This window comes from Paenibacillus xylanilyticus (assembly GCF_009664365.1).
Taxonomy (GTDB): domain Bacteria; phylum Bacillota; class Bacilli; order Paenibacillales; family Paenibacillaceae; genus Paenibacillus; species Paenibacillus xylanilyticus_A.
The window spans coordinates 2536899-2562849 of sequence record NZ_CP044310.1; the positions used below are offsets into that span (position 1 = coordinate 2536899).

Annotated in this window: 25 protein-coding genes; 19 read left to right on the top strand and 6 right to left on the bottom strand. The window is 47.6% G+C overall.

Going from position 1 to position 25951, the window contains the following annotated elements; translation table 11 throughout:
• Window positions 1–27: 27 nt before the first annotated feature.
• From F4V51_RS11500 to F4V51_RS11525, 6 genes are all read left to right on the top strand, one after another.
• The gene (locus F4V51_RS11500) at window positions 28–363 is read left to right on the top strand and encodes a four-helix bundle copper-binding protein (protein WP_095287680.1); all 336 of its coding nucleotides are present in this window, start codon (window positions 28–30) and stop codon (window positions 361–363) included.
• A 619-nt stretch (window positions 364–982) separates the two neighbouring features.
• Window positions 983–2710 carry an arginine--tRNA ligase gene (gene argS / locus F4V51_RS11505; protein WP_153978055.1) on the top strand — a complete coding sequence of 576 codons (1728 nt, stop codon included), beginning with the start codon at window positions 983–985 and terminating at the stop codon, window positions 2708–2710.
• A gap of 6 nt (window positions 2711–2716) precedes the next feature.
• Window positions 2717–3784, top strand: a complete 1068-nt coding sequence (locus F4V51_RS11510) for an ATP-binding cassette domain-containing protein (protein ID WP_153978056.1) — start codon at window positions 2717–2719, stop codon at window positions 3782–3784.
• Window positions 3781–4491: a hypothetical protein gene (locus F4V51_RS11515; RefSeq protein ID WP_153978057.1), complete on the top strand. Its 711-nt coding sequence runs from the start codon at window positions 3781–3783 to the stop codon at window positions 4489–4491. The genes F4V51_RS11510 and F4V51_RS11515 overlap by 4 nt, the downstream gene beginning before the upstream one ends.
• 100 nt (window positions 4492–4591) lie before the next feature.
• On the top strand, window positions 4592–5146 hold the full coding sequence (locus F4V51_RS11520; protein WP_236146739.1) for a hypothetical protein: 555 nt from the start codon (window positions 4592–4594) through the stop codon (window positions 5144–5146).
• Window positions 5139–5786 (top strand): YdcF family protein, encoded by a 648-nt coding sequence (locus tag F4V51_RS11525; protein ID WP_162009924.1) that lies wholly within the window; start codon window positions 5139–5141, stop codon window positions 5784–5786. Before F4V51_RS11520 ends, F4V51_RS11525 begins: the two co-directional genes overlap by 8 nt.
• 226 nt (window positions 5787–6012) lie before the next feature.
• Here F4V51_RS11525 and F4V51_RS11530 read toward each other — a convergent pair whose 3' ends face one another.
• Both F4V51_RS11530 and F4V51_RS11535 read right to left on the bottom strand, forming a co-directional pair.
• Window positions 6013–8103: an ABC transporter ATP-binding protein gene (locus F4V51_RS11530; protein WP_153978059.1), complete on the bottom strand. Its 2091-nt coding sequence runs from the start codon at window positions 8101–8103 to the stop codon at window positions 6013–6015.
• Window positions 8104–8115: 12 nt separating this feature from the next.
• Complete coding sequence (locus F4V51_RS11535; RefSeq protein ID WP_153978060.1) at window positions 8116–9861, bottom strand: ABC transporter ATP-binding protein; 1746 nt, start codon at window positions 9859–9861, stop codon at window positions 8116–8118.
• A gap of 495 nt (window positions 9862–10356) precedes the next feature.
• Between F4V51_RS11535 and F4V51_RS11540 the strand changes: the two genes are divergently transcribed.
• Together F4V51_RS11540 and F4V51_RS11545 are read left to right on the top strand one after the other, a co-directional pair.
• Window positions 10357–10653 (top strand): HesB/YadR/YfhF family protein, encoded by a 297-nt coding sequence (locus tag F4V51_RS11540; RefSeq protein ID WP_095358555.1) that lies wholly within the window; start codon window positions 10357–10359, stop codon window positions 10651–10653.
• 125 nt (window positions 10654–10778) lie between these two features.
• Window positions 10779–11228 (top strand): NUDIX domain-containing protein, encoded by a 450-nt coding sequence (locus F4V51_RS11545; RefSeq protein WP_153978061.1) that lies wholly within the window; start codon window positions 10779–10781, stop codon window positions 11226–11228.
• A gap of 84 nt (window positions 11229–11312) precedes the next feature.
• Here F4V51_RS11545 and F4V51_RS11550 read toward each other — a convergent pair whose 3' ends face one another.
• The 3 genes from F4V51_RS11550 to F4V51_RS11560 form a co-directional block, all read right to left on the bottom strand.
• Entirely contained in the window at window positions 11313–11825 is a 513-nt protein-coding gene (locus F4V51_RS11550) for an ADP-heptose synthase (protein ID WP_095287670.1), read from the bottom strand.
• A 183-nt stretch (window positions 11826–12008) separates the two neighbouring features.
• Window positions 12009–12452 carry a DUF441 domain-containing protein gene (locus F4V51_RS11555; RefSeq protein ID WP_095287669.1) on the bottom strand — a complete coding sequence of 148 codons (444 nt, stop codon included), beginning with the start codon at window positions 12450–12452 and terminating at the stop codon, window positions 12009–12011.
• Window positions 12453–12457: 5 nt separating this feature from the next.
• Entirely contained in the window at window positions 12458–13456 is a 999-nt protein-coding gene (locus F4V51_RS11560; protein ID WP_153978062.1) for a YpdA family putative bacillithiol disulfide reductase, read from the bottom strand.
• Between the two features lie 170 nt (window positions 13457–13626).
• On the opposite strand from F4V51_RS11560, the gene F4V51_RS11565 reads away from it, so the two are divergent.
• The 6 genes from F4V51_RS11565 (at window position 13627) to F4V51_RS28830 (ending at window position 18811) form a co-directional block, all read left to right on the top strand.
• On the top strand, window positions 13627–14220 hold the full coding sequence (locus F4V51_RS11565; protein WP_095358552.1) for a DUF2087 domain-containing protein: 594 nt from the start codon (window positions 13627–13629) through the stop codon (window positions 14218–14220).
• 511 nt (window positions 14221–14731) lie between these two features.
• Window positions 14732–15823, top strand: a complete 1092-nt coding sequence (gene rsgA, locus F4V51_RS11570) for a ribosome small subunit-dependent GTPase A (protein ID WP_236146740.1) — start codon at window positions 14732–14734, stop codon at window positions 15821–15823.
• Between the two features lie 55 nt (window positions 15824–15878).
• Window positions 15879–16217 carry a L,D-transpeptidase gene (locus F4V51_RS11575; RefSeq protein WP_153978063.1) on the top strand — a complete coding sequence of 113 codons (339 nt, stop codon included), beginning with the start codon at window positions 15879–15881 and terminating at the stop codon, window positions 16215–16217.
• 113 nt (window positions 16218–16330) lie between these two features.
• A complete protein-coding gene (locus F4V51_RS11580; RefSeq protein ID WP_162009925.1) occupies window positions 16331–16879 on the top strand; it encodes a GNAT family N-acetyltransferase in 549 nt (182 codons plus the stop codon).
• A 101-nt stretch (window positions 16880–16980) separates the two neighbouring features.
• Window positions 16981–18456 carry an aldehyde dehydrogenase family protein gene (locus tag F4V51_RS11585; protein ID WP_153978065.1) on the top strand — a complete coding sequence of 492 codons (1476 nt, stop codon included), beginning with the start codon at window positions 16981–16983 and terminating at the stop codon, window positions 18454–18456.
• Window positions 18457–18658: 202 nt separating this feature from the next.
• Window positions 18659–18811 carry a hypothetical protein gene (locus F4V51_RS28830; protein ID WP_167301694.1) on the top strand — a complete coding sequence of 51 codons (153 nt, stop codon included), beginning with the start codon at window positions 18659–18661 and terminating at the stop codon, window positions 18809–18811.
• A 99-nt stretch (window positions 18812–18910) separates the two neighbouring features.
• Here F4V51_RS28830 and F4V51_RS11590 read toward each other — a convergent pair whose 3' ends face one another.
• Window positions 18911–19150, bottom strand: coding sequence for a hypothetical protein (locus tag F4V51_RS11590; RefSeq protein WP_095287663.1), 240 nt, complete (start codon window positions 19148–19150; stop codon window positions 18911–18913).
• Between the two features lie 422 nt (window positions 19151–19572).
• Here F4V51_RS11590 and F4V51_RS11595 point away from each other — a divergent pair, with 422 nt between their 5' ends.
• The 5 genes from F4V51_RS11595 (at window position 19573) to F4V51_RS11615 (ending at window position 25828) form a co-directional block, all read left to right on the top strand.
• A complete protein-coding gene (locus tag F4V51_RS11595) occupies window positions 19573–19893 on the top strand; it encodes a hypothetical protein (protein WP_062326145.1) in 321 nt (106 codons plus the stop codon).
• Window positions 19894–19948: 55 nt separating this feature from the next.
• On the top strand, window positions 19949–23953 hold the full coding sequence (gene essC, locus F4V51_RS11600; RefSeq protein WP_153978066.1) for a type VII secretion protein EssC: 4005 nt from the start codon (window positions 19949–19951) through the stop codon (window positions 23951–23953).
• A gap of 16 nt (window positions 23954–23969) precedes the next feature.
• Complete coding sequence (locus tag F4V51_RS11605) at window positions 23970–24800, top strand: hypothetical protein (protein ID WP_153978067.1); 831 nt, start codon at window positions 23970–23972, stop codon at window positions 24798–24800.
• Window positions 24801–24806: 6 nt separating this feature from the next.
• The gene (locus F4V51_RS11610; protein ID WP_095287660.1) at window positions 24807–25355 is read left to right on the top strand and encodes a WXG100 family type VII secretion target; all 549 of its coding nucleotides are present in this window, start codon (window positions 24807–24809) and stop codon (window positions 25353–25355) included.
• A gap of 197 nt (window positions 25356–25552) precedes the next feature.
• Window positions 25553–25828, top strand: a complete 276-nt coding sequence (locus F4V51_RS11615; RefSeq protein WP_017689071.1) for a WXG100 family type VII secretion target — start codon at window positions 25553–25555, stop codon at window positions 25826–25828.
• The last annotated feature ends 123 nt before the right edge of the window (window positions 25829–25951 follow it).

Below are 25951 nucleotides of genomic sequence, written 5' to 3' on the forward strand. Positions count from 1 at the left end.
CAAACTTTGCCTGGGAGGTAACTTTAAATGACACAACAACAATATCAACAATGTATTGATGCTTGCCTGGAGTGCATGAATGCTTGCAATGTATGTTACATATCCAGCTTGAAAGAATACGATCTGGCGATGCTTCGTGACTGTATCCGACTGGACCGCGAATGTGCCGAAATCTGTGGTTTCGCTGCTCAAGCCATGACGCGTGGAAGTGATTTTATCGCTGAAATTTGCGAACTTTGCGTAAAGGCTTGCGAAGCATGTGCAGCAGAATGCAGCAAACATGAACACGATCACTGTCAGGCATGCGCCGAAGCTTGCCGTAAATGTGCAGAAGCTTGCCGTTTGATGGCAGCAGTAGCTTAAATAGATGCATGAATGAGCGGCCAAATGGATTTGAATATGATTGGCGCAATCCCCTCTTGAAATCAACGCAGAGTACATCAAACCAGATGTGCGGATACGTTGCAATCAGGAGGGGATTTTTGCGATGAGGAGCACGTGAAAGCATGCACCGCATATGGGATGCCTACAGAATAGGATGATAGAAGCGGAGCTGTCTTCATCGGAGAATATTTCCCGCAGGTTGCCAAAGTCATAAGCGATATGTATAATGATGGCAATGAATTGAAACGATGAATATCCGTGATCGGGAGAGTAACCAGAATCATGCTTAACAGCGAGCCGGAGCAGGTGAAAGCCGGTATGACATGACCTGTGTGAACCGCACCCGTGAGATGGTTATCCGAAGTGATGCTTATTGGAGTGAAAGACGAAGCATCTTCATGAGGGTAATCCGGCATGCGGCCGTTATTCGCACCAAGCGGAGCAGCTTCGGGCGCCATATAACATATGGCCGTACGAGGTTGTTCACCTAGAGTGGTACCGCGGGAACTGTCAGATCAGCTCTCGTCTCTTTTATAGAGACGAGAGCTTTTTTATTTTTATATGTTGTTAATCCATATCAGATAAAGGAGTGTTTATTATGTTAATGAAACAAGCGGCAGCTCATCTTGCTCCTCTTACGGGGCTGGAGGAAGAAGAGGTTCTCAAGCTTTTGGAAATCCCCCCACAACCGGAGCTTGGGGATGCAGCATTCCCTTGTTTTGTACTCGCCAAATCACGGAAGAAAGCACCTGCTGCGATTGCTGCGGAGATTGCCGGCGAACTGAAGACAGCAGACCTTACAGTTGTAGCAGCAGGGCCTTATGTGAATATCCAGTTTAACCGGGAAAAGTGGTCCTCGGAATTACTGGAATGGGTGAACCAACCTTCGTTCGGTAAGCTCAAGATCGGCGAGGATGCACGTGTATTAATTGATATGTCATCTCCCAACATCGCGAAACCGTTCGGTATTGGACATCTTCGTTCAACGGTTATTGGTGCAGTGCTATATCGGTTATACAGTGAAGCGGGATATGTCCCGGTGAGTGTTAATCATCTTGGAGACTGGGGAACCCAGTTTGGTAAACAAATTGCTGCCTACAAACGCTGGGGTAACGATGAAGCGCTTCAGGCAGAACCTATCCGTACTTCCCTTGAACTCTATGTACGGTTCCACGACGAAGCGGAGAATGACCCAACCCTGGAGACCGAGGCACGTGAGTGGTTCCGCAAACTGGAACAGGGAGATGAAGAGGCCAGACGGTTATGGGCGTTCTTTGTTGAGGTGAGCATGAAGGAATTTGACCGGATGTATGAACGTCTGAATGTACAATTTGATCATACTCTCGGTGAGAGCTTCTACAATGACAAGATGGGAGCCGTTGTGGAAGATCTCAAAACCAAGGGTCTGCTGGAAGAGAGCGACGGAGCACTAGTCGTGCGTCTGGAGGAAGAGAATATGCCGCCTTGCCTGATTATCAAAAAAGACGGAACAACCATCTATCCGACACGGGATTTGGCGACAGCCGTTTATCGTCATGATGTGATGAAGGCAGATAAGCTGTTATATGTCGTTGGGGGAGAGCAAAAGCTGCATTTCAAACAGGTGTTTGCCGTACTGTCCCGGATGGGATATGAGTGGGCTGCGAACTGTGAGCATATTCCGTTCGGATTGATGCGCTTTGAAGGGCGGAAGATGTCCACCCGGCGCGGTAAAGTCGTCTTTTTGCAGGAAGTGCTGGATGAAGCGGTTGCTCGGGCTTTACAGATCATTGAAGAGAAGAACCCAAACCTGGACAACGCGCAGGACGTTGCGGAAGCCGTAGGTGTAGGAGCGATTGTTTTTGGTGATTTGCGCAATAACCGGCTGAATGATGTGGATTTCTCTTTGGAAAGTGCAGTTAGTTTCGAAGGGGAGACCGGACCTTATGTGCAGTACACCTATGCGCGGATTAACAGTGTACTTGCCAAGGTGAAGGATGCGAACAATGATAATGAAAATAGCCAAGTGACTTCCTCAAATGATACAGAGTTTAATGATGTGACAGATCGTGCAGCAACCGTTGGAGACACTTCTTGGACGCTGCTTAAGTTATTGGCTGATTATCCGCAATATCTTGAAAAAGCCGTTGGGCGCAATGAACCTTCGGTGATTGCCAAGTATGCAATTGATCTGGCTCAGGCATTCAACCGTTTCTATCACGCCGAACGGATCGCTGACGCCCCCGCTGAAGTACGGCCGTTCCGGGTGAATCTAACCAAGTGCACAGCTGAACGTATTGTCCGCAGTCTCTATTTGCTCGGCGTCCGGGCACCTGAGCGGATGTGATGTACTGTGAAATGGGGGAAGCGTAAAACTGGTTGTGAAGCAGATGGTACTAAACATGAGGAAGCAGGCAAGTTGCGCGAAGGTATCTCGCTTCAGCATGTGAGCAAACGACTCGGAGGCGTGTCCGTATTGAGCGGGATTAATTTACATGTGGAAGCTGGAGAATGCGCTGTGCTGGTGGGCAGAAATGGTTCAGGTAAAAGTACCCTGCTGCGCACCTTGGCAGGATTCCTGGTTCCTGATCATGGCTTGGTGTATCAGACGATAAAAGAAAAGAAGATGTACGCGCTCGACGGATTGCCACGTTTGCCATTCACTTCAGACGAATATTTGTGGGAAATGGGCCGGATTCGTGGCATCCGACCTGCGCTGCTGCGACAACGAATAAACGAGCTGAGTGAGTTACTCTATCTTGGGTCTGCGCTCGATCAGAAATTATCCTTGTTATCCAAAGGAACGCTTCAAAAGGTCAACTTGATTCAAGCGATGCTGCCAGGTCCAGATGGGCTCATGCTGCTGGATGAGCCGTTATCCGGCCTGGACCTCCCTGCCCAGGAGGCGGTCGTAACCCTGCTGCAGCAATGGAAGAAGGAAGGCACCTCCATTGTGACAGCTTGTCATGAACCGCTATTTATTGAGCGTTTGGCCGATCAGGTCTATGTGCTTCAAAACGGTCGTGTATTACGGCATTGGAAACGCGAAGATCTAAAAGAGTTGGGAGAGCCCATTGTCCAAGTCCAGAGTTTAATGAAGGGATCGAATACGGAGCTGTTCAATACATATTCGAAACTTGTTGAACAGGAGGGTGTTCTGCAGATCCATCGTCATGGGGAGATGCCTGATCGCAACAAGGTAGTATGGGACTGGATAGTTGAACGCAGTACCACCGATCATGTGATCCATGAAATTATTGCGGCGGGTGGTTCGATTGTGTCTGTTTTGCAAGAGGAAAGCCGAGTACATATGGAGCATTTGCTGGAAGGTCATCATCCGGCCGATCATCGGAAGAAAAGCACCGCCGAACCTGCTTCCTCCCATTCTCGCTTGGAAACGATGGAAGGAGAATCTCCATGATTTATCTAACCCGGTATTTGCTTAGGCAATACATCCGTTCACAGAAGTATTTTGCACCCGTTGTGATGTATATCATCTCCATGCTCCTGATCTACTCATATCAGCCGAACCCGGTGGCGGACAGTTATAGTGTTACGGCCATGCTTCTATTTTTTGGATCTGCCTGGCTGGGATTGACCGTAATGAACGCAGAGCCAGCAGGGCAAATTCAATTGCTTGTGCTGCATGCAGGAAACCGACGAAAAGTTATCCTTGGCCAATTATGGTGCACCTGGCTGATGCAATGTGCGCTTGTGGTGATCACCGTGCTGTATCCTGTGATGTTTGGCATGTTCGAGAGACGGCCGACTGGCGGAGAGTGGACGATGGCGTGGTCGGGACATTTGGCATTATCTCTACTGGGTTTAGCTGTAAGTCTTTTCTTTCAAAAATCGTATATTCCCCGGCTTAGTCGCAGTCTGTCTGGTTTGATTGTTATGCTGCTTCTTTCATTTGTGCAGGGTTCACTCGCAAGTCATTTGCCAAACTGGCTGCAATGGTTAAGCAAAGTCTTGCCCCCAGCTTTCTATCTTGTGCGTGAAATGATGTTATTTGAAGAAGCGAAGTGGGGAACTCTCTTAGTGCCCATCCTGTGGGCTATAATGTACGCATTCATCCTGCTCTCCGTTCATATATGGCTTGCTGGAAGAAGTGATCTACGGAGTTAGAAGCCGTTAATCCCTACGACTTGAATGTTGCTCTTTCTTTAGTTACGATAGAGGAACATAAAACGGGAAATGGGTACGGGAATGAAAGGGGCGCTCGCTTTTGCAAAACTCAGACATGCAGCATGGTGACATGCTGGATAGCGAACACTCCAGAGAATTGTTTGCATACTATGGATTAGCTGTTTACTATGGACAGGCTCTTGAGCAGCAGCTGGTCAATCTGATCCTGTTGATGAAGCTGTCTCAAGGCAAAGTTGTATCCGATGAAGATCTGGAAGATCTGTATGAGCGGAAAATGAGCAGTTCACTTGGGCAACTCATTCATGAGGTTAAGCATCACTTTACGTTTTCAGATGAAGAAACCCGTCAGTTGAATGAATTATGGAAGCAGCGGAACAGCATTGTGCACCATTATTTCAAGGAACGAATTCACGAAACCTTTAGTCCTGAGGGACGATCGCGCATGATCAAGGAACTGGAGGATTTCAAATCCCGTGCGCAGGAGCTTGAGATCAGCCTTCAACAGTATACGGGTGCCTGGATAGCACAGCTTGGATTGAATGCTGAGTCGGCTGCGGCGCTGCGGCGGCTTGAACAAATGCATTCAGAGAGCTTGCATGCTCAAAGCATGGACGAGGAGAATCAGCGTGATTGAAGGCAAGGTAGGGGAACAAAAACGTAAAAGAAGAGGAAAGCGAAGCTGGCTGTTCATTGCCATTACTTTCTTGGCGCTGATAGGCATTCTCTGGACCCTCATTACGGCCTGGCTGATCACGGAATACACATCAGAGCAATCGACCAGACAAAGTGATGCGGCTGTCATTCTTGGTGCTGCTGTGGACGGGGATCGTCCTTCATCTGTATTTCGAGAGCGAATCGAACATGCGATTGCATTATATCGTCAGGGTATAATACCCAAACTCATTTTTACCGGCGGTTCTGGACGTGAGGGGGAGCGCTCTGAGGCAGAAGTGGGAAGGGATTACGCAGTTGAACATGGTGTAGATCCCAGAGATATTCTGATCGAAACACAATCAAGAATTACAGAGGAGAACCTGGTTAATACCATTGCGATTGGGGATCAGGCAGGATACCAGAAATATACCATTGTAAGTGACCCGCTGCATATGAAGCGGGCCATGAAGCTGGCAAGCGAGCTAGGCATGGATGCTGTTCCGTCTCCAACACAAACGACAGCCTATCAGACCTGGCGCAGCCAAATTCCATTTTTGGCACGAGAGACTGTGTTATATATGGGGTATACGGTAAAAGGATGGATAGACAATCTGCAGTAGCCTTCGGGCGAAATGTGGGTTGTCTTTTCTTTTTGCACAACTGGGCAGCTGCGATAAGTCCATCCGTTTTCAATCGTACGCCTCCTCATTTTATGAACCTCCTTGTGCACTTCGCTTTGTTTACATTAGAAAAACGCCCTGTGCGCAGACCGGAAAGTCTGCACGCAGGGCGGGAAAAGAGAACTTTAGACATTGTATGGTCAATGAATGTTTTACGAATAAAGAGTTATAGATTACCTCCAGCCAAGGAAGGGGTTGTAGGAATAGCCTGACTTGAGCTTCTGCTCTCATTTCCTCCGCCAACCGCTTGTGCCCCTTGTTGAAGCTGATACATCTGATAATATCGTCCTTGAAGCTCCATCAGTTCATCATGAGCACCCTGTTCCACAATGCGACCGCGGTGCAGGACCAGAATCTGGTCAGCAGAACGAATCGTTGAGAGTCGGTGAGCGATGATGAATGTGGTCCGTCCTTTTTTGAGGACTTCCAGTGCATTTTGAATCAAGGCTTCCGTTTCCGTATCGATATTGGCCGTTGCCTCGTCGAGAATAAGAATAGCCGGATCGAAGGCAAGTGCTCGGGCGAAAGAAATCAATTGACGTTGTCCGGCAGACAGCGTACTTCCTTTTTCGATTACGGGTTCATCGAATCCTTGAGGCAGATGTGCCAGGATCCGTTCTGCTCCCACATCACGAAGCGCCTGCTCGATCTGTGCTCGGGTGATTCGTTCATCTCCAAGACTTACGTTAGACGCAATGGTGCCGGTGAACAGATATGGATCCTGAAGCACGATCCCCATATGCTGCCGAATCCACTGTTTCGGCAATTCCTTGACGTTTTGACCGTCGATGGTAATCTTGCCTTTTTGCGGATCATAGAACCTGAATAACAGGTTAATAATCGAGCTTTTACCCGAACCGGTATGACCAACCAAGGCAACGGTTTGGCCCTGGGAGGCTTTGAACGAAATATTGTTCAGCACGTAGTCCTTTTTATAAGCGAAGGATACATCGTCAAATACCACATTTCCCTTGTACCTCGGCATCGAGCCATCGGTTACAGGTTCACCCTGTTCGTCCATGAGCTCAAATACACGTCCAGCGGATACGAGGGAGGAATCCAGGTTTGCCAGTTGGTTGACCATGCCGGTGATCGGCTGGAACAAACGACCCAGAACATCGACGAATGCATACAGAACACCCAGTGAGATGATACTTGTTCCGCCCAGTACCCCAGAGCCGAAGTACCATAGGACAACGGCAAATGCGATATTCCGCAGTACATTTACCAGGTTGTGAGAAGTGAAGGCGTTCAGGTTCAGCATTTTGTTCTGATGTTTCATATAATCGTCGTTCAGATCTTCGAATTCCTGTTTGGTCTGCTTCTGGTGACGGAATACGCGAATAATGGACATCCCTTGAATGGATTCATTAATGATCGCATTGATCTCACTCAGCCGTGAACGAATAATGGTATTGTAACGGGTAGCGAACTTACGGTAGAGCACAATCCACAGAATCAGCATCGGTACAACGAACAACGAGATCAGTCCGAGGCGGAAATCCAGCAGGAAGAGGGCGACATATACACCTGTAATCGTAATGATCCCTGAGAAAAAGTTCGATAGCACGGCAACGAACAGATCCTTAACAGCTTCCGTATCGTTTGTGACCCTAGAAACGACTTTACCTGCGGGAAGATTATCAAAAAAGTGTACGGGCAGCCTTTGAATATGGGCATAGACATCATTACGAAGCCTTTGAATGACCTTGTTTGCAGAGGATTGCAGCCAGTAGGTTTTACCAAACTCCATAATGACCGAGATCACGAGAAAGATCATGTAATATACAATTAATTGATAGATGCTTGGCATTTCAGGTTTGTAAAAAGCAAAGAGTTCACCAGCGGAAAGCGGCTCTGCCGCATATTGGCCGGTCACTTCACCCGCACGCGTAACCGTTAAGGTTCCATTCTCATATGAACGATCCCCATCGGGTGCAGTTACGGCTTCATTGACGAAATAAAAGCTTTTGCCGGCTTGAAGTACTCTGACCTCGGCACCTTTCACTTCACCGGCTTCGAATCTGCCTTCTCGTTTGTAATTCTTGCCGTTGTATACAGCGGCTTCGGATGAAGCCTCCGTTTCATAGAACGGCTGTTCAATGGCGAGCAGATGATTGTCAATCATCGACTTGGCGATGAACGGACCAGCGAGCTCAGCGGCTACACCGATCGTTAACATGATTAATGCTGCAATAAAAGTACCTTTGGCTTTCAGGGCATATTGAAGCAGCCTTTTGCCTGTATTCGACTTCAAAACGTTGACCTCCTACGTGGACAGATTGGATTCCACCTGTTGCCGTTCATATTGCTCACGGTACCAGCCGTTCATGGCAAGCAGTTCCTGGTGGGTTCCTTCTTCCGTAATTTTCCCGTGCTCCAGTACGATGATCCGGTCTGCGTGTTCAATGGCGGACAGGCGGTGTGTTGAGATCAGCGTGGTTTTGCCCGAGCGTTTGTTGCGTATATTTTCAATGATTTTGGCTTCCGTTCTTGCATCGACTGCTGATAAGGCATCATCGAGGATTAGAATATCCGGATCGGCAATAAAGGCACGTGCCAGAGATACCCGCTGTTTTTGTCCGCCCGACAGTGCAATTCCCTTTTCACCAACAAGCGTATCCAGTCCATCGGATAATGTCCCCAAATCTCCGTCAAAGGCTGCGGTACGGATGGCTTCCATAATGACTTCATCGCTTGCACCCGGCTTGCCGAATTGAATGTTTTGACGAACCGACTTGGAGAACAGCACTTGTTCCTGCGGAACGTAACCGATCCAGCTGTGTAAGTCATCCTTGGCGATCTCCTGAATCGGATGTCCCGATATGCTTAATGTACCGGAACCGGCAGGGTATTCATGAAGCAGCTGTTTAAGCAGGGTGGACTTACCGCTTCCCGTACGTCCCACGACACCGAGTGTCTGACCACGGCGAAGCGAGAAGCTGACATGACTAAGGTTATCGACAGTGGAACTTGGATAACGGAATGTCACATCCTGCATCGAAATCTCTTCAGGATTCTTAATATGAGCTGGCTGATCAACGTCCTGGACAGCAGGCTCTACAGATAAAGTTTCGTTAACCCGGTCCAGTGAGGCGCTGCCGCGCTGCATCAAGTTAATCAGTTCGCCAATGGCAAACATAGGCCAGATCATCATCCCCAGATACATGTTGAACGATACGAGATCTCCGAGGGTAATTTCATTGTGGAACACGAGATATATCCCATAGGCTAACGCAATTACATAACTGAGACCGACACACAGCCGAATGGTAGGTTCAAACAGTGCATCCATCTTGGCTACAGCCAGGTTTTTGCGATAAACGTCTTCGGTGACATCAGCAAACCGCTTCTGGTCCAGACGTTCCTGAACATAAGCACGAACCACACGAATACCCGCGATGGATTCAAGAACCTGATCATTCATGTCCCCGAACGCATCTTGTGCCAAGGTATAACGTTGATGGACGGCTTTCCCGTAGATCATCATGGCAATCGCGATAAATGGCAGCGGCAGAATCGCAGCAAGGGTCAGTTTCCAGCTCACCAGAAAACCCATCGCGAACAATACGGTTGCCAGAAAGGCCGTTGAGTCCGTTAGTGTCAGCATGCCGAAGCCTGCTGTTGTGGCAATAGAACGAAGGTCGTTGGTCGCACGAGCCATCAGATCTCCCGTTCTGTTCTTCTCAAAGAAAGGCGGGGTCATCCGCAGCAGGTGATCCATGAAGCGTGAACGCAACAAGCGTTCAACCAGATTCGCACCACCAAACAGTTTGTGCATCCATATGTACGTGGTTAGATAGATAATAACGACTGTTCCTAGAATAAGTAAAATGTAACGTGTGAGTGAGGCACCAGTAATGGAACCGCGCACAATCTCGTCAATGGCATTGCCTAGCAGACGAGGGGGGAGCAGTTCGGCTACACCCACGAGAATAAGCAAAATGACACCAATCAGGTATCGTTTGCGTTCCAGCCGGAAGAACCAGGCCAGGTTTTTGAGTACAGAGAACAAGTGGTATCCCTTCCTTTCAAGTGTCAGTGAAATACGTTATCTACTCATGTGTACCGGTTTCTACCCACAAAAAAAGACATACCGCACGCAGGCGGTATGTCTTGGATATCAATCATACGGCGCATGGCTCCGAGAGCAGAGCCACCGCTGAACATAAGTTTCGAAAGTGTGCGCGGCAGTTAACCTTATTCAGGATTACTGCAGTGCTGACTTAAGTACGGAATAACGATTTCGAGGGCGCTCCGGTATTTAATTGTGAGCTGAATAGACCATCCATATGAATGTTAAACACCGTAATCACCCTTTCTGTTTTGGAAATAAATTGAATGTGGATCTCGTATGTTTGCATCTTAACACCGCCTTTTGGGATCTGTCAAACTTTTTTCACAATTACATGAGCAGCTCTTTTTTGTTTATTTCTGTGGTGTAATGTTTGAACTCAAGCCCATCAAGCGATATGATGTAACATATATATAGAGAAGGAGCTGACATCAAATGAGTACCATACATGTATCTGACCGCGCTGCCCGCTGGTATAAAGAGGAACTAAACCTGAACGAAGGAGACAGCATCCGATTCTTTGCGCGTTATAGCTCCGGCGGAGGTCTTCACCCTGGTTTTTCACTGGGAATCGCTGTTGAGGAACCGCGTCACCCGGCTGAACAAACCGAAGTTTCGGGGATTCGCTTTTTTATGGAAGATCACGATTATTGGTACCTGAAGGGCCACAAGCTGCATGTCGATGTAGTGGAAGAAGGACAAGATATCGAATATCGTTATACTGAGGTCTAATCAGGGTTGTTCTCGCGATACCTTCAGTTCGTCCTGTGCAACGAGGTGAAGGAACTGAATTGAGATGTGTCTAAGCATGGATTGTACCGCTGGCTTCTGCCGGCTTCGAACAGGAGGGATAGGAATTGAATCCGCCAGCCCGAGATTTGGCCCAATATATTGCACACCGCTCCCATATTGTGGTGAAGGCTGCAGTTTGGGCTGAAAACGAACGAGGTGAATTGTTGTTGATCCAGCACGCCGAGCAAGGTCATTGGCGTATTCCCGTTGGACAGATGCGTCCTGGCGAAGCCATTGAAGATACAGCTCATCGGGAATTGTGGGAGGAGACGGGATGGACAGCAAACAGCATGACACTTGAAACACTGCATTCGGGTCCCGACCTGAGACAACTGCATTCCAGCGGGGATGAAGATTATTATGTGATCGCCCTGTTCCGAGCCCGAATCATTCAGGATCATCTGGTGGAGTCGCGAGTAAACAGCGAGGCAGGGTTGAAGTTTTTTGACCCGAAATCACTTCCGGTGCTGAATAGTCTAAGTCGTATGTTGCTTGACGGTAAAATACTAGATTAAACGTCAAGACCAAAGAAGCCTTTCCAACGGGGGAAGGCTTCTTTGGTCTATTATCACATGCGCATACAGAACTCTTCAGATCAGCTAGACCTGATCGAGCGGTTCTTCGTCCATCGCAAAATCAAAGTCATCAATATCAAATACTTGTACAGGGGCCGATGACTCTATAATTCGTGCAATCAGTTCAACCTGATCCGTGAGAATGGGGATGCTCAGGCGCTGTGAAGTGAGCAGCAGCTCTGTCTCAATCGGATCGAAATACTCCCCATACTGAGCTGTATCCACCGCATTGATAATAGCGATGGACACCTGATCACCAAACAGGATGGACGGGCTTTTTGCCCAAGGAACGGATAGGGCACGTTCAATCTTTTTCTTATTCAGCGGTTCTTCAAAATAAGAAATAATCTCGTTAATTTTTGATTTAACATGCTGATCATCAGCCGGGTTATCCATCAAGGGATCCGGGCTGACCTGAAATTCATATAACTCCAAGACGGTGGTATAAGGAACAATATATTCAACAGGCGCGGGTGGCGCGAGCAATTGACCGTAAATAGCCACCATCACGGCTTCTGTAATAAACTGACGTGACATGGTACCTGAATCCTCCTGCGGCCATTAATAATTGCGAGGTGAATCAATTTGGTTATGCAAACGAATACAAATTAAATTGATTTCTCTGCTATGGACATGGATGCATGAATTGCATGAATAGTAGTATATCATACAACGGTGGGAAATACAGCCAGTCAGTAGAATGTCAAGTCCCAACTTCAATCAGGATTTGCCGAGCAGCAGGGATAGTATCCCTGCCGCAATCAGTGGTCCTACAGGGACTCCTTTGAATAGGGCAACCCCAAGTACGGTTCCAATAAGTAACCCAGCAACAACGGTTGGCTGCGTGCTCATGAGCGTAGCGCCCCGTCCACCCAGATAAGCCACCAGTAAGCCCACACCTATGGCAAGCAGCGATTTCCAGTGAAGGAAAGACTCCCCGATCGTCTGCAGACTCATCTTGCCGCTGGCAAGGGGCGCCATGACCCCGATGGTCAAGATGATGATGCCAAGCGTTAGTCCGTATTTTTCAAGCCAGGGAAAAGCCTGGTTCACATTCAATACACGTAACAGGAGCAAAAATACCATGGCTACGGTCACAGGGGTATTGCTGCTGATAATACCAAGTGCTGCAAAGACGAGCAACAGCAAAGAGGTCATATCCATGGATTTCAATTCCCTTCAGCCTGCCCGCGTTGCCGACTTACGATATGCTCCGCAATATATTTTCCATGCCAGCGACCGGATTCGATGAATACTTCATTGGCATTGCGTCCTGAGGCGATGACTCCGCCAACGTAAACTCCTGGTACGCTGCTTTCCATCGTTTCCACATTGTACACTGGTTTGTCCAGGTCATCTGACATTTCAACGCCGACGGAAGAAAGCAGTTTGCGATCCGGACGGAAACCGGTCAAAGCCAGAACGAAGTCGTTATCAAGTTCACTTGTTGATCCATCTGCATGAAGCAGGCGAATGGAATCATCCAAAATCTCATTAACCCGTGCACCGAGATGGAGCGTAATGCGGCCTTTCTGGACCATGCTCTCAAATAGAGGGCGTACCCATGGCTTGATATGCTCGGACAGACCCGTACCCCTATATACCATGTCAATGTGGGCGCCTACACGGACGAGCTCCATCGCTGCATCCACAGCCGAATTGCTGCCACCGATAATTGCTACACGCGTACGGGTGTAGGGATGTGCTTCCCGGAAATAGTGAGTCACTTTATCTTTGTCTTCTCCCGGAATACCGAGGTAATTCGGGTGGTCGAAGTATCCTGTTGCGACAACGACATTGCGTCCCTGATGAACAAGGCTTTCCCCGCGGCGGTTGACCGTATGTACTTCAAAGGTTCCATCGTCTCTACGTTTGATTTCGCGGGCTTCCTCATAATTATGAACACGCAGGCCGAAGTGTTCGGCTACTTTGCGATAATAGGCGAGTGCCTCGTAGCGAAAAGGTTTGTCATTTGGCGAACTGAACGGGACATTTCCGATCTCGAGCAGTTCCGCTGTGCTAAAAAATTGCATATGGGTTGGATACAGATAGATGGATTGGACAATATTGTACTTCTCTACAATGACAGCTGACAGACCCAGCCGTTCACATTCGATGGCAGCAGATAGACCACAAGGGCCTCCGCCAATGATAATTACATCTTCCATGTTCTTACTCCTCCTTCATTCAAGCAATATTATCCTACCGTAAATAGTCATGTAATGCCAGTTCACGCCAGGAATTGACGGAAGAAAATTCCGAATAACAGGTTTGACTTTCCTGAGAGAAAAGATTAACATCAAATTAGATATTTATCTAAACGAAAGAGGCGACGCCTATGCAATTGGAGAAAATCGTGGCTTACCACAAAGCCTTGGCTGATCCTACCCGGCTTCGTATGCTGTTATTGCTGTCTGAGGGTGAACTGCACGGACAGGCTCTTGCCGAGAAGCTGAATCTGTCACAGCCCACAGTTACTCATCACGCATCCAAGTTGAGAGAAGCAGCATTGATCAAGGAACGGAGAGAGAAAAATACGGTGTTTTTCTCCCTTAACCCATCCTTTATACGGGAGCATGCTCAGGCTTCCGTTGACTTTATTTTTAAAAGGGAGGAGGTAGCCGATATGAGTGATGTGAACGAAACGCTAAAAGCATCGGTTATGCGAAATTTCTTTTCCAAAGATGGACGCTTGCGTCAAATTCCTGCGCAGTACAAGAAGAAGCTGATCGTGCTTGGTCATCTGGTTGAACAGCTTGAATTCGGACGCAAGTATACGGAGAAAGAAATCAATGAATTTATACGTACGTACCATGAGGATTTTGCCACCATTCGCCGTGAATTCATCATGCATCAATTTATGTATCGGGAAGATGGGATCTACGAGCTTAATCCGAAGGAAATGTGGACACGCTGGGATCAGGTAAAATAGCGATTATCATAAAAGAAATGAAAGCAATGAAATTAAATCAGACAGGAAGCGTATAATTAGGCTTGACAAAAGCAGAGTACAGTGTGTAACATGTTGGATAAATCTACAAGGGAGGCGATGTTATATGACAAACCTAACGGCAGTATACGTTAATTTGAATATGGACAGCGTCTCCGGAACGGATCAAAGCATGTAAATGTATGTGGATTGGACAGGTGTGTCCACATTCGTATAGCGTACGATTACATGTGCAGATGAAGTCACGGGTGACGCACCCGTGGCTTTTTTTGATTATCGGAAAAGAAGGGTGTCCTGTATTGCATGCTGCAGGTTGTTAAACGTAACATTCTGCGGATAGTGCTTATAGGAAAATCTTGATTCTGTAACATCGAATTGCCGCGGGTGGTTTATCACTCGTGGTTTATTTTATTTGCGTTTAATCCAATCTGGAGGGCTCGTTCACATTATTGGTAGGTAGTTATAAAAACATATTTTAGGAGGAAATTCTAATTTGAACAATTACATGGAGAAGTACGGCTGGTCTGCTGAATGGCAGGAATTTTGGCAGCAATCCGGGATGGAACAGCAACTGAGAAAACCCGCGCGAGTCATAGCCGACCACGGACAATTGCAGCGTCTTATTACAGCCGGTGGCGAATGCTGGGGAAGGGTATCGGGACGTATGCGTCATGACAACCTGGAGACAGGGACACTTCCTGCGGTAGGGGATTGGGTAGCCATTACGGGAGAGCCCGGAGAAGAGGCTACAATTCACGGTATTCTCTCAAGAAAGAGCCGAGTATCCAGGCAGGCTGCCGGGTCGGTAACGAAAGAGCAGCTGATTGCTGCCAATGTAGATACGTTGCTGATCGTCGCAGCGCTTAATCATGATTTTAACCTTAGACGGTTGGAGCGGTATATTATGATGGCTTGGAATGGAGGGGTTAGACCAGTCATCGTTCTGAGCAAGAGTGATCTTTGCACTGATGTAGAGGAAAAAAGGTCAATGGTAGAGGGAATTGCCCCAGGTATTGAAGTGCTTGCGCTGTCGGCTGCTGAGGATTATGGGAAAGCTTCACTTGAAATTTATCTGCAACCGGGGACCACAGTAGCCTTGACGGGCTCTTCTGGGAGTGGCAAATCTACTCTTGTCAACTGGATGATGGGACGGAATGTGCAGCTTACCCAATCCGTTCGGGAGGACGACAGTCGGGGAAGGCATACGACTACCCACCGGGAGATGTTCGTTTTGCCCCAAGGGGCTGTGCTCATTGATACACCTGGAATGCGTGAACTGAACCTGTGGGATGAAGGCAATGATGGACTTTCCCAGGCGTTTGGTGAAATTGAACAACTTGCAGAAGCATGCCGATTCGTAGACTGCAGTCATACACGTGAAGCGGGCTGTGCTGTTATCGAAGCCATTCAAAATGGGTCTCTGGAAGAAAAAAGGCTAAACAATTACTTGAAAATGCAGAAGGAATTGCAGTATCAGCAGCGGAAAGAAGCAGTTGCTTCCAAGCGGCGGACTGCTACAAGCAAACCTTCGAATTCACGTAAACCCAAACATGCCCGGAGAGTGAACGATTGGGAAGAGGCTTAAATTAGGCGGGCATCCTTATGGCTTCCGCATAGAATAGGTCAGGAGGGATGTCGTAATGACGGAATACAGAATTATCGTGGATCTGTCCGATCACATGTTATATCTTCTAGATGGCGATCAGGTAGTTAAGGGGTATCCTGTAGCAACAGGGAAGATGCTTACGCAGACTCCAAACGGAGAATTTACCATAGTCAATAAACAAGAAAATCCGGGTGGACCCTTTGGTGTTCTATGGATGGGGTTATCTGAACCTCATTATGGCATCCATGGGACGAATGAACCTTCATCTATCGGCAAGTCTGTATCACACGGATGTATCCGTATGTACAATCCAGACGTGTTGGATCTCTCTTCCAAGGTATCCGTAGGCACAAGAGTAACGATCCGGCCCTAAGGGCTGATCGCTACTCTCTCTTAAATCGGATTTTGTGGATATATTTGGTGAATGGGATTGACATGCTTATAATAATGTACAATCACTACAATCCGAGAGGTAGGTGAGTGTTTTTGGTACAGATAAGACGAGCCCGTGAAGGGGATGCAGAAGGAATTGCCCGTGTACATACAGAGAGTTGGAAGACGACATATCGCAATATTGTACCGGATGATTTTTTGGATCATTTAACTACAGAATCAAGAATATCTCAATGGGAGCAAACCATTCGCTCTGACGAAAAAAATCAGATTCTGGTGGTGGCTGAACAGCCGGGAGGGAATATTGTCGGATTTGCCTGCGGAGGAAGGGAGCGCGAAGGTAAGCTGCCTTATGATGCAGAGTTGTATGCCATTTATTTGCTTCAAGATGTGCAGCAAAAGGGAATTGGTCAGCAACTGGCTGTGCAAGTTGTTCGGTATCTTCATTCTCTGGACATGAAGGGTCTGTTGATCTGGGCATTGGAGCGAAATTCGGCATGCCGTTTTTATGAAAAGATGGGTGGAAGTCCTGTCCATACACAACCCATACGAATAGGAGAGCAAGATCTGATTGAGATAGCCTACGGCTGGGAGAATCTGAATGAGTTTGCCAGACAGGAGGCGCCTCCGTCGGATTGGTAGAGTCATCAGTGACGCGTTTGCGCAATCTTTAATCAGGTTAATGAAGTACTACACTTCTTATAGAAGAAGGACATCTAATCTTGATTAGGAGGCGCAGCCAGATGACTTTAATGGAGAAAACACCTGCAACTTGGACCAAACAGTATATCAATGGCGAATGGGTTGAAGGCTCCGGTGAGAAAACGATGGAGAACATGAACCCTTATACAGGCGAAGTGATTGCAACGTGGCGTTCTTCCAGTAAGACGGACATAGATCGGGCATATGAAGCCGCCCAAAAAAGTTCATTGGAATGGAGAAAGTCCCTGCCAGGTATAAAAGAAGGCATATTGCGAAAAGTGTCATCCTTGATGACCGATCGCAAAGAAGAAATATTGAATCTGCTGATTACAGAATCGGGGAGTACGCGTATTAAGGCAGAATCGGAGTTTGCCGCAGCGAAACGTATAGTGGATGAAGCAGCTTCGTTCCCCTACCGAATGAAAGGTGAGCTGATTCCTTCTAACACACCAGGCAAAGAAAACCGAGTCATACGCGAACCCAAGGGTGTGGTCGGCGTCATTGGACCCTGGAACTTCCCGCTCCATTTGTGTCTTCGCTCCGTTGCTCCGGCCATTGCACTGGGGAATGGTGTAGTTATTAAGCCGGCATCGGACACGCCAATTACGGCAGGCTGGTTGATTGCGGATTTATTTCAACAAGCCGGATTACCTGAAGGTGTCCTGAATGTGGTTGCCGGAAGTGGCGGTGAAATAGGAGATTATTTTGTTGCTCATCCCATTCCCAAGGTGATTTCCTTTACAGGATCGACCAAGGTCGGGCAGGGGATCGGGAAGCTGGCAGGAGAACATTTGAAAGAAACAGCACTTGAGCTTGGCGGTAATAATGCAATGGTGGTACTCGAAGACGCAGACATTGAGCAAGCCGCCGAGGCTGCGGTTTTTGGCAAATTTCTTCATCAGGGGCAGATCTGCATGGCACTCAACCGGATCATCATACATGCTGACGTATATGACTCATTTGTCAAATCGTTCGTGGACAAAACGAAGCGCTTACGGACAGGCGACCCTGCAGATTCAGAAACGATGATAGGTCCCCTTATTCGTGAAAAAGAAGTAGAACGCTTGTTGGAATGGATTCAAACTGCTCAGGAAGAGGGAGCGCGTTTGCTTCATGGCGGATCAGGTAAGGGCAGTGTGTTGGAACCGACGGTGCTTGTGGATGTCAAACCTGAACAGGATATTGTCCAACAGGAACTGTTTGGTCCGGTGGCCGTCCTCATGCGAGCAGAGGACGAGCAAGAAGCTGTCCGTCTGGCGAATGATACACCATATGGATTAAGTGGTTCTGTATTTACAAGCAATCTGGAGAGAGGTTACCGGGTAGCTCAGAGTATTGAATCCGGCATGGTACATGTGAATGACCAATCTGTAAATGATGAGGCACATGTCATGTTTGGCGGCGAAAAATCCTCCGGGATTGGCCGCTTTGGTGGCGATTGGGCCATCGAGAAATTCACACGTACCCGTTGGATCAGTCTGCAGCATGAATACCGGGATTATCCTGGCATCAATTAAACCAATCGTTCGAGATAGATCGACATGGAATGCGAAAGTCCGCTCCTACCTTGAGGTAGCGGGCTTTTGCACGTTTTTACATCATCAATTTGGACATGAAGAAATCCGAGGGAAAACCTGTTTGGGGCTCGTCCAATCTGGTTATTTATGGATACACGGGAGTACCGATCCGTAAATCCAAAGGTAAAGGGGCTTGAATTCCATGTCCATTGACCGTTTTATTTTGAGAAAATTGAACACTTGTCAGGAAGAGCATACACGTGCCAATCTGGTTCGGCTGTTTGTCATTCGGATCCGCAGAGCCGAAATTGCAGAGGAGTATGAGACTACTTATGCTGTCAGCAAAGTACATTAAAATAAATAGAGAACCTTGCCTTTATCAAAAAAAGGAAGCTTGTCTTCATGGACAGCTTCCTTTTTTCCTTGCATATGCAATTTCTTTACCGACTCTGCTTTAATAAAGTGACAAGGCTAGAGAGTCATTTTCACTGCGGCTGTGCAGAATGGCCTCACAGCCGACAATCTCAATGCTAATCAAAGAGTGCAGACATTTTTGCAAAGCACGTTTCCCATTACTGATTTTATGCTCAAGGGCACTGCTAAGCAGTCTTAATGTCTTTTGCATAGGTTGTTTGTTTTCTTGATTGAAATATACAGGGATTGATTTGTTTTGAAAAGTTATTAGTGTTCTCACTAGAAATCACCTCACGAGAGTTATTTCATACTGGTTATATTAAATTCCAATGCTTAAAATTACCTTAAAATCAGCTTATGAAAACATAAAGGTGGGCAATGTTTGAAAAGTGTTCACAATTTGATTGTGGACGAAGGAATAGGAAGTCCCGAATACAGAATATTCTCTCCCATTTATATGGGAAAAAGAGAAGCGTTTTCGCATCCTCGCAACCAGTAACGTGATTAATGCCTCAAAAGTTCTGAGTCCATCGGACGATATTTTAATAATTATGTGGGTCATATGTAACAAAAATACAGGTTGTACATTGCAAACAGGGTGTTAATGTAAGAAAATAGGGTTGGAATAACGATTCATCCGCATTTTTTTGATTTAATTTGACATTAGGACAATTTACATATGAGACCATGGGAGGGATTATGATGATTCTTACCGTGTATTCCGGCCGGGAGGAAGGTGAATGGTTCGACATTGAAGTCCCGGATGAGTGTACGATTGAACATTTAAAAACATTGCTGGGGGTTCGGATCTTTGGACAGGCGCCTGGTGATGGTATCCAGTACATCCTTGAAGCCAAATTTCCCGAAGGTCTGTGGTTCTCTCCGCAGAACTCGCAGCAGCTGATGGAAACGGGCCTGCGGCAAGGAAGCTGTGTACGGGTTCAGCGGGCTTTCTCCACCACTACAGAAGAAGCACCTGTATACGGAAGACGTTCATTATTTCAGCAGGACAGCAACGAATGAGGTTACTTGACGTATACATTCATTATCGAACCAATGATAAGGAGGTCTTCTCTTCGTGAATGTGTTATATCAACGTTCTCCAAGAATGACACCGGTTCTTAAGGAAGAAAGGCTGGAAATTCTCAGACCTCCAACAGAGCCGAGCAAACCTACGTTTTCAATGATTTCTATTATAATACCGATCATGATGACGATGGTCAGTATCGGATTCTACGTATATATCAACATGACGGGCAAAATGGGCAACCCCAGTTTTATGATGTTTCAGATGATGACTGTCATGATGATGCTTACGTCATATACCATTCCGTTTTTTGTGTATCTGAGTAACAAAAAGACGTATCGCAAAAAAATCGAAGAACGTAAGGCCATGTACCGAGCACAACTGGATAAGCACCGTGAAGAGCTCAAGGAAGCTCAAGCCGAGCAGGTCAAGAGCCTGTACGAAATTCATGGTGATCCCAATGTTTGTCTTCAAGTCGTGAAGAATCGCAACAGCTCCTTATGGGAGCGTTCACCGGAAGATGACGATTTCTTGCAGGTCCGGATCGGTACGGGAGAAATTCCATTCCGAATTAAACTGCAGGTCCCACGAGTGGATGGTTATGAAAAAGATGAATTAATTGAGGCAGCTCATGAACTTGCAGCAGAATTTGAGACGGTATCCGATGCTTCCATTACACTCCCGCTGTTCCAGTCGAAAGTGATGGGATTGGTGGGGAATCGGGAGGAAGTGCTTGCTTCCCTGCGCGTCATCATTTCACAACTCACGGTGCGGCATTCGCCGGATGAATTGAAGCTTGCTGCTTTTTATGAAGAAAAAGAAGCGAAGGAATGGGACTGGCTGCGCTGGTTACCCCATATCTGGGATGAAGATCAGGGACAACGCTATATGGCCGACAGGCACAGCGGTGCGCATCAATTGGCGGACAGCTTGTTTTCCGTGTTAAACCGTCGTCGGAACAACAAAGAGGACCGATACAAAAAAAGTGTGCAGACTCCATGTTATGTGGTAGTTCTCTCGGACACGCAGCTTATTGAAGAAGAGCCTCTTCTTCCATTATTGCTTGAATCTGCACAGGAAATTGATGTGTGTACCATTATTTTGGCAAACCGCAAGGAATCCCTTCCGATGCATTGTCAATTGATCATGGAAGCATCCAAAGGCAAAGGCGTGTACATCAAAAAAACGGAAGATGCTGACGTTGTACAGCAGACGTACACACCAGATGTAATATCAAAAGAGACCGCTGAGGCACTCTCACGTTACATGTCTCCCATTCGGTTGAAGCGATCTTCGGCTTCGGACATCCCGCAAATCCTTCCGTTATTTGATATGCTTGGCACCTCACGTGTTGAAGACCTAGATGTAATCACCCGCTGGGGCCAGACACGATATCCGGATACGCTTCCTGTACCCATGGGCGTGCGCGCAGGTGGCAAGAAAATTGCCATCAACCTGCATGATAAAATTGAACGTCAGGGTCACGGCCCACACGGATTGATCGCAGGGACGACGGGTTCCGGTAAAAGTGAGGTCATTCAGTCTATAGTGGCCTCCCTGGCTGCCGAGTTCCATCCCCATGACCTGGCCTTTATGTTGATTGACTATAAAGGTGGCGGGATGTCCAATACGTTTGTAGGCCTGCCTCACGTGGTGGGTACGATCACCAACCTGGATGGCAATTTGATTGAACGTGCCAACATCTCGCTTCGTGCCGAATTGGTCAGAAGGCAGAAGATATTGAATGATGCCGGCAACCTTCAGCACATTGATGAATATTACAAGATTTTACGTTCCAGACACGAACAGCCATTGCCTCATTTGGTCATTATTATTGATGAGTTTGCCCAATTGAAACGGGACCAGCCGGAATTCATGGACGAGTTGATTAGTATTGCGGCTATTGGCCGAACACTGGGTGTCCATCTGATTCTGGCAACTCAAAAGCCGGCAGGCGTAGTGGATGACAAAATTTGGAGTAACTCCCGTTTCCGCATCTGTCTTCGTGTACAGAGCGAGGGAGACAGCCGGGATATGATTAAAATCCCTAATGCAGCATGGATTACTAAGCCAGGCCGCGGATATTTCCAGGTCGGCAGTGATGAGGTATTTGAGGAGATGCAGTTTGCCTGGAGTGGTGCGCCTTATAACCAGCAGGAGGACACATCAACTGTACTGCCTGTCATGGAAGTGCGTCTTAACGGTAAGAGAGAACCGCTTTTGACTGGCGAACGCAGGGCAGTCCTCAAAGGCGAAGATGTTCCTAAACAACTACAGGTCTTCATTGATTATGTGGCACAGTCTGCGGCAGATGCAGGTATCAAAAGATTGCCTGGTCCATGGCTGCCTCCCCTTCCAGAGACACTCGAATGGGACAGTCTGACGGATTGGCAGGATGAAGAGCACAGAGAGCTGCTGCTTGACGGCGGAGCAAGTGGATTGAAGCCGGTGGTTGGGTTGCTTGACGACCTGCCTAACCAGCGTCAGATGCCTCTTGCACTCCCCGTAGATCAAGGACATTTGATTGTGTACGGTATGCCTGGTTTGGGTAAAACGACGTTTGTCCAGACTTTGCTGATGTCACTGGCACGTTCTCGTCGTACGGATCCATGGCATGGATACATTATTGATATGGGACGGATGATGAAGGACTTTACAGGACTGCCGCAGATCGGTGGCGTTCTGATGGCCGAAGAAGAGGATCGTATCAAGCGGCTTTTCCGGTATATTCTGAAGCTGTCAGCACAGCGCAAGGATATGATCTCGGAGGCAGGGGTTAAAACGATTTCGGCTTATCGTCGTACAGCACATGCTGCTGTTCCACAGATTGTTGTTGTAATTGATGGTTATCTATCATTCCGTAATGCTTATCCAGAAGAGAATGAACTGCTGGAAACGATTCTTCGTGAAGGTGGAAGTCTTGGCATCACGTTCATTCTGACTGCGAATCGGGTGACTGATGTCTTCGAGAAGTTCAGAAGCAACATACCAAACGCGGTCTCCTTTGAACTATCCGATCCAAGTGACTATTATTACGCAGTTGGACGGCCTTCCAAGGCACCAAGCCAGCTTCCACCAGGCAGAGGTCTTGTAAAAGGACAGGTGCCACCATTAATGTTCCAAGCGGCTTTGCCTTCGTCCGGTGAGGATGAAGGGAAACGTTCGTCTGCTCTCCGCGGGTTGATCGCAGAGATTCGGGATAGCTGGACAGGAGAAGAGGCTCCGCAGATTGCTCCGCTTCCTGAAGAAGTGAAGCTCAAGGATTTACTTGGAAGTACGGGGGCATTTGCCCAAGCAGGAGAATTCTCAACGGTGAATGTTCCTGTAGGCTTGTTGACCGATGATCTCGAGCCTTTCTTGCTGAACCTGCGTGAAGGTCCGCATTTTATGGTCACTAGTCCCATGGAGGGCGGTAAAACAACATTTTTGTTGACATGGATGTTATCTCTGGCGTATCATGCTTCTCCTGAAGATGTGCAAATATATACGGTAGATATGAGATATGGTACCGGAGGACTGGGAGAGATCAGCAGTTTGCCCCATGTCCGCGGACATGTGTCTCGTGAAGAACAGCTTGCGCCTGTGATCCAACAGTTGTACGATGAAGTTCTAAAAAGAGGCGAGTTAAAGGGTGGACCGGAGATCGTGCTTGTCATCGATGATGCGGATACCCTATCCAAGCAGTTGAATGATTTTAATGTGAAAGATCAATTGGGAGCGATTGTTCGTCAAGGACGGGATCGCGGGATACATGTTATACTTTCGGGTGTTCCAGCTGATTTCCCAACGTTTGGTTCAGACTGGGTAAGTGATGTGAAGGCTTCCCAGAGTGGATTGTTGTTCGGGACTTTAGACCCTAACGATCTCTCGTTCTTCCGTATTCCTTATACCGAATCTGGGGGCAGTTCAGCTGGGCTGAAGGTACTGCCACCAGGTCAAGGTTATTATGTTAAACGCAAATATTCCAGGGTTAAAGGTGCAGTTCCTTGTGATGACACCTGGAAAATGACAGATTGGATTTCTGAAATTCGTGACCGATGGCATGTTGTAGTTTGAGGGGAGGTGGCTCATAATGTTGACGGTTCATGATTCCAAGCAAAAGGTAGTCACTTTGCAAATAAAAGAACTTTTTTTCCTGGCCGGGATTCTCGGTTCAGACCGATTGCTTGGCGTTGAAGACCCCTTCCGCGGTTACATGGCAGAAGACATCGCTGTGGAATGGGAGCACGTCAAAACTTCTCTGCTCGAAAAGGGATATTTGATTCAGGATCAGGACAGCAATGAGCTGATCATGACACCGACCGTTTTCTCCAGAGTAGCCATTGCTGGATTGTCAGACAGGGCTTGCTGGATTCGCTACACATCCAGCGGCACTTCGTATGAAAGTTATATCCATTGCACGGACGAACGGGTCGTTGAAGTTTCCCGTGTTGCTGATGAACCAGACTCCTTCCGGTTATCCGATCTCGGGAACGTTCGTGAAGCGATTGACTTCCTGATTCAAAGGATGAAATGGAGTGGCCATTCACCAGCAGAGAAGCCAGCATTGATGTGCTCCAAGAAAAAATTCTATGATGTTATGAACGAGCTTAACAACAAAGAAGAATCTGCAGTTGCTGATGAACTGGCACAGGAGACAAACGACCCGGAAGGTTCGCTGGCTCTTGCACGTTGTCTGGTTAACAAAGAATCGGACGGTGAACTGCGATTGCTTGTATGGAACGGAGAAGGTTGGAAGTCACAGTCAGCAGCATTCGCTGCTAGCGCTGTATCCAACTGGTTGTTCCGCATGAGTACAGCCGCTTCAGATGATTGGCTTGTAGCGGCGCTGACGACGAGAGAACAGTTTCACGAGATGCTGCTGGACTGGCTTAAACAGCCTGCAGGGGAAGAGGAAAGGTGATGGTAAATGCGCATTCGTGTGGAACCGGATGTGCTTCGGGCACTGAGCAGGCAGATTCAGTATGCGGCGGAGCAAATACAGCAAAAGATGACAGTGTTGGAACAGGCAATCCATTCGCTGGAGTGGGATATTGAGGCCCGGGCTGCGGTGATGAGTGAATGGAGTCACAGCAAGCGACTTGGCGAAGATGCGGTGCGTCGTTTTATGGACTTAAGCGTGCAGTTGGGACGCAAAGCCTTGTTATTCCAGCAGGCAGACATGGAGTATCGTACAGTGCTGAGTCATGTGAACACAGCCTATGGCAATGCGGTCAATATGCTTAACGTTCTAGAAAACAATCGTGTAGGGGAAATCATGCCTACACACGCCGCAGCTGCTGCTGTAGTATCCGATCCCCTTTCCGCGGTGGCGGCAGTATACCGGGTGCAGGATGCTGCGCCGCCCGACGGTTCTCCGGCTACATTGATCCAGGCGATGCAGCCTGAACCTGTAGCGTGGAGATTCACAGATCCTACCTTTCGGGGGAGAAGAGGAACCGAACCTGTGGTATCCTGATTAAGCCGTTTACCGAAGTGCGAAATAAGGACAGCAGAAAGTGAATCATTTATGTAAATAGTCTGTTAGGGGAAGTTTCAATCACCAAAAATGGGGTAAATAGGATTAGGTCCTTCGGCTTTTGTTCGATCGATCTTGGTATAGTACAATTTGAACAAGCAAAAATTTAATTGCACAAACCAAGGAGGAATTTACACATGGCAGGACGCATTTTAGTTACCCCAGAACAACTTGATCAGGTTTCCAACCAATTCAAACAAAGCGGTGAGCAAAGTCAGCAAATCGTTTCTACATTGACTCAATCCATCACTAGCATGGAAGGACAATGGGAAGGTATGACAAAACAACGCTTCTTCCAAGAGTTCCAGGAAGCAAGCAAACAAATGCAATCATTCGTTCAAACGCTGAACAGCATCAGCGCGGAACTGACGGCTATTGCCAACAAATTCCGTACAGCTGACCAAGCTCGCTAAACTGCTTTACATAGATCAGGCCGATGTCATGTCTGACCCGGCACTGGATCGTACGCAGGCAGCAAGCTGAAGATGTATAACTACAGCAAAAACCGGGCGTTTTACGACTCCCGGTTTTTGCTG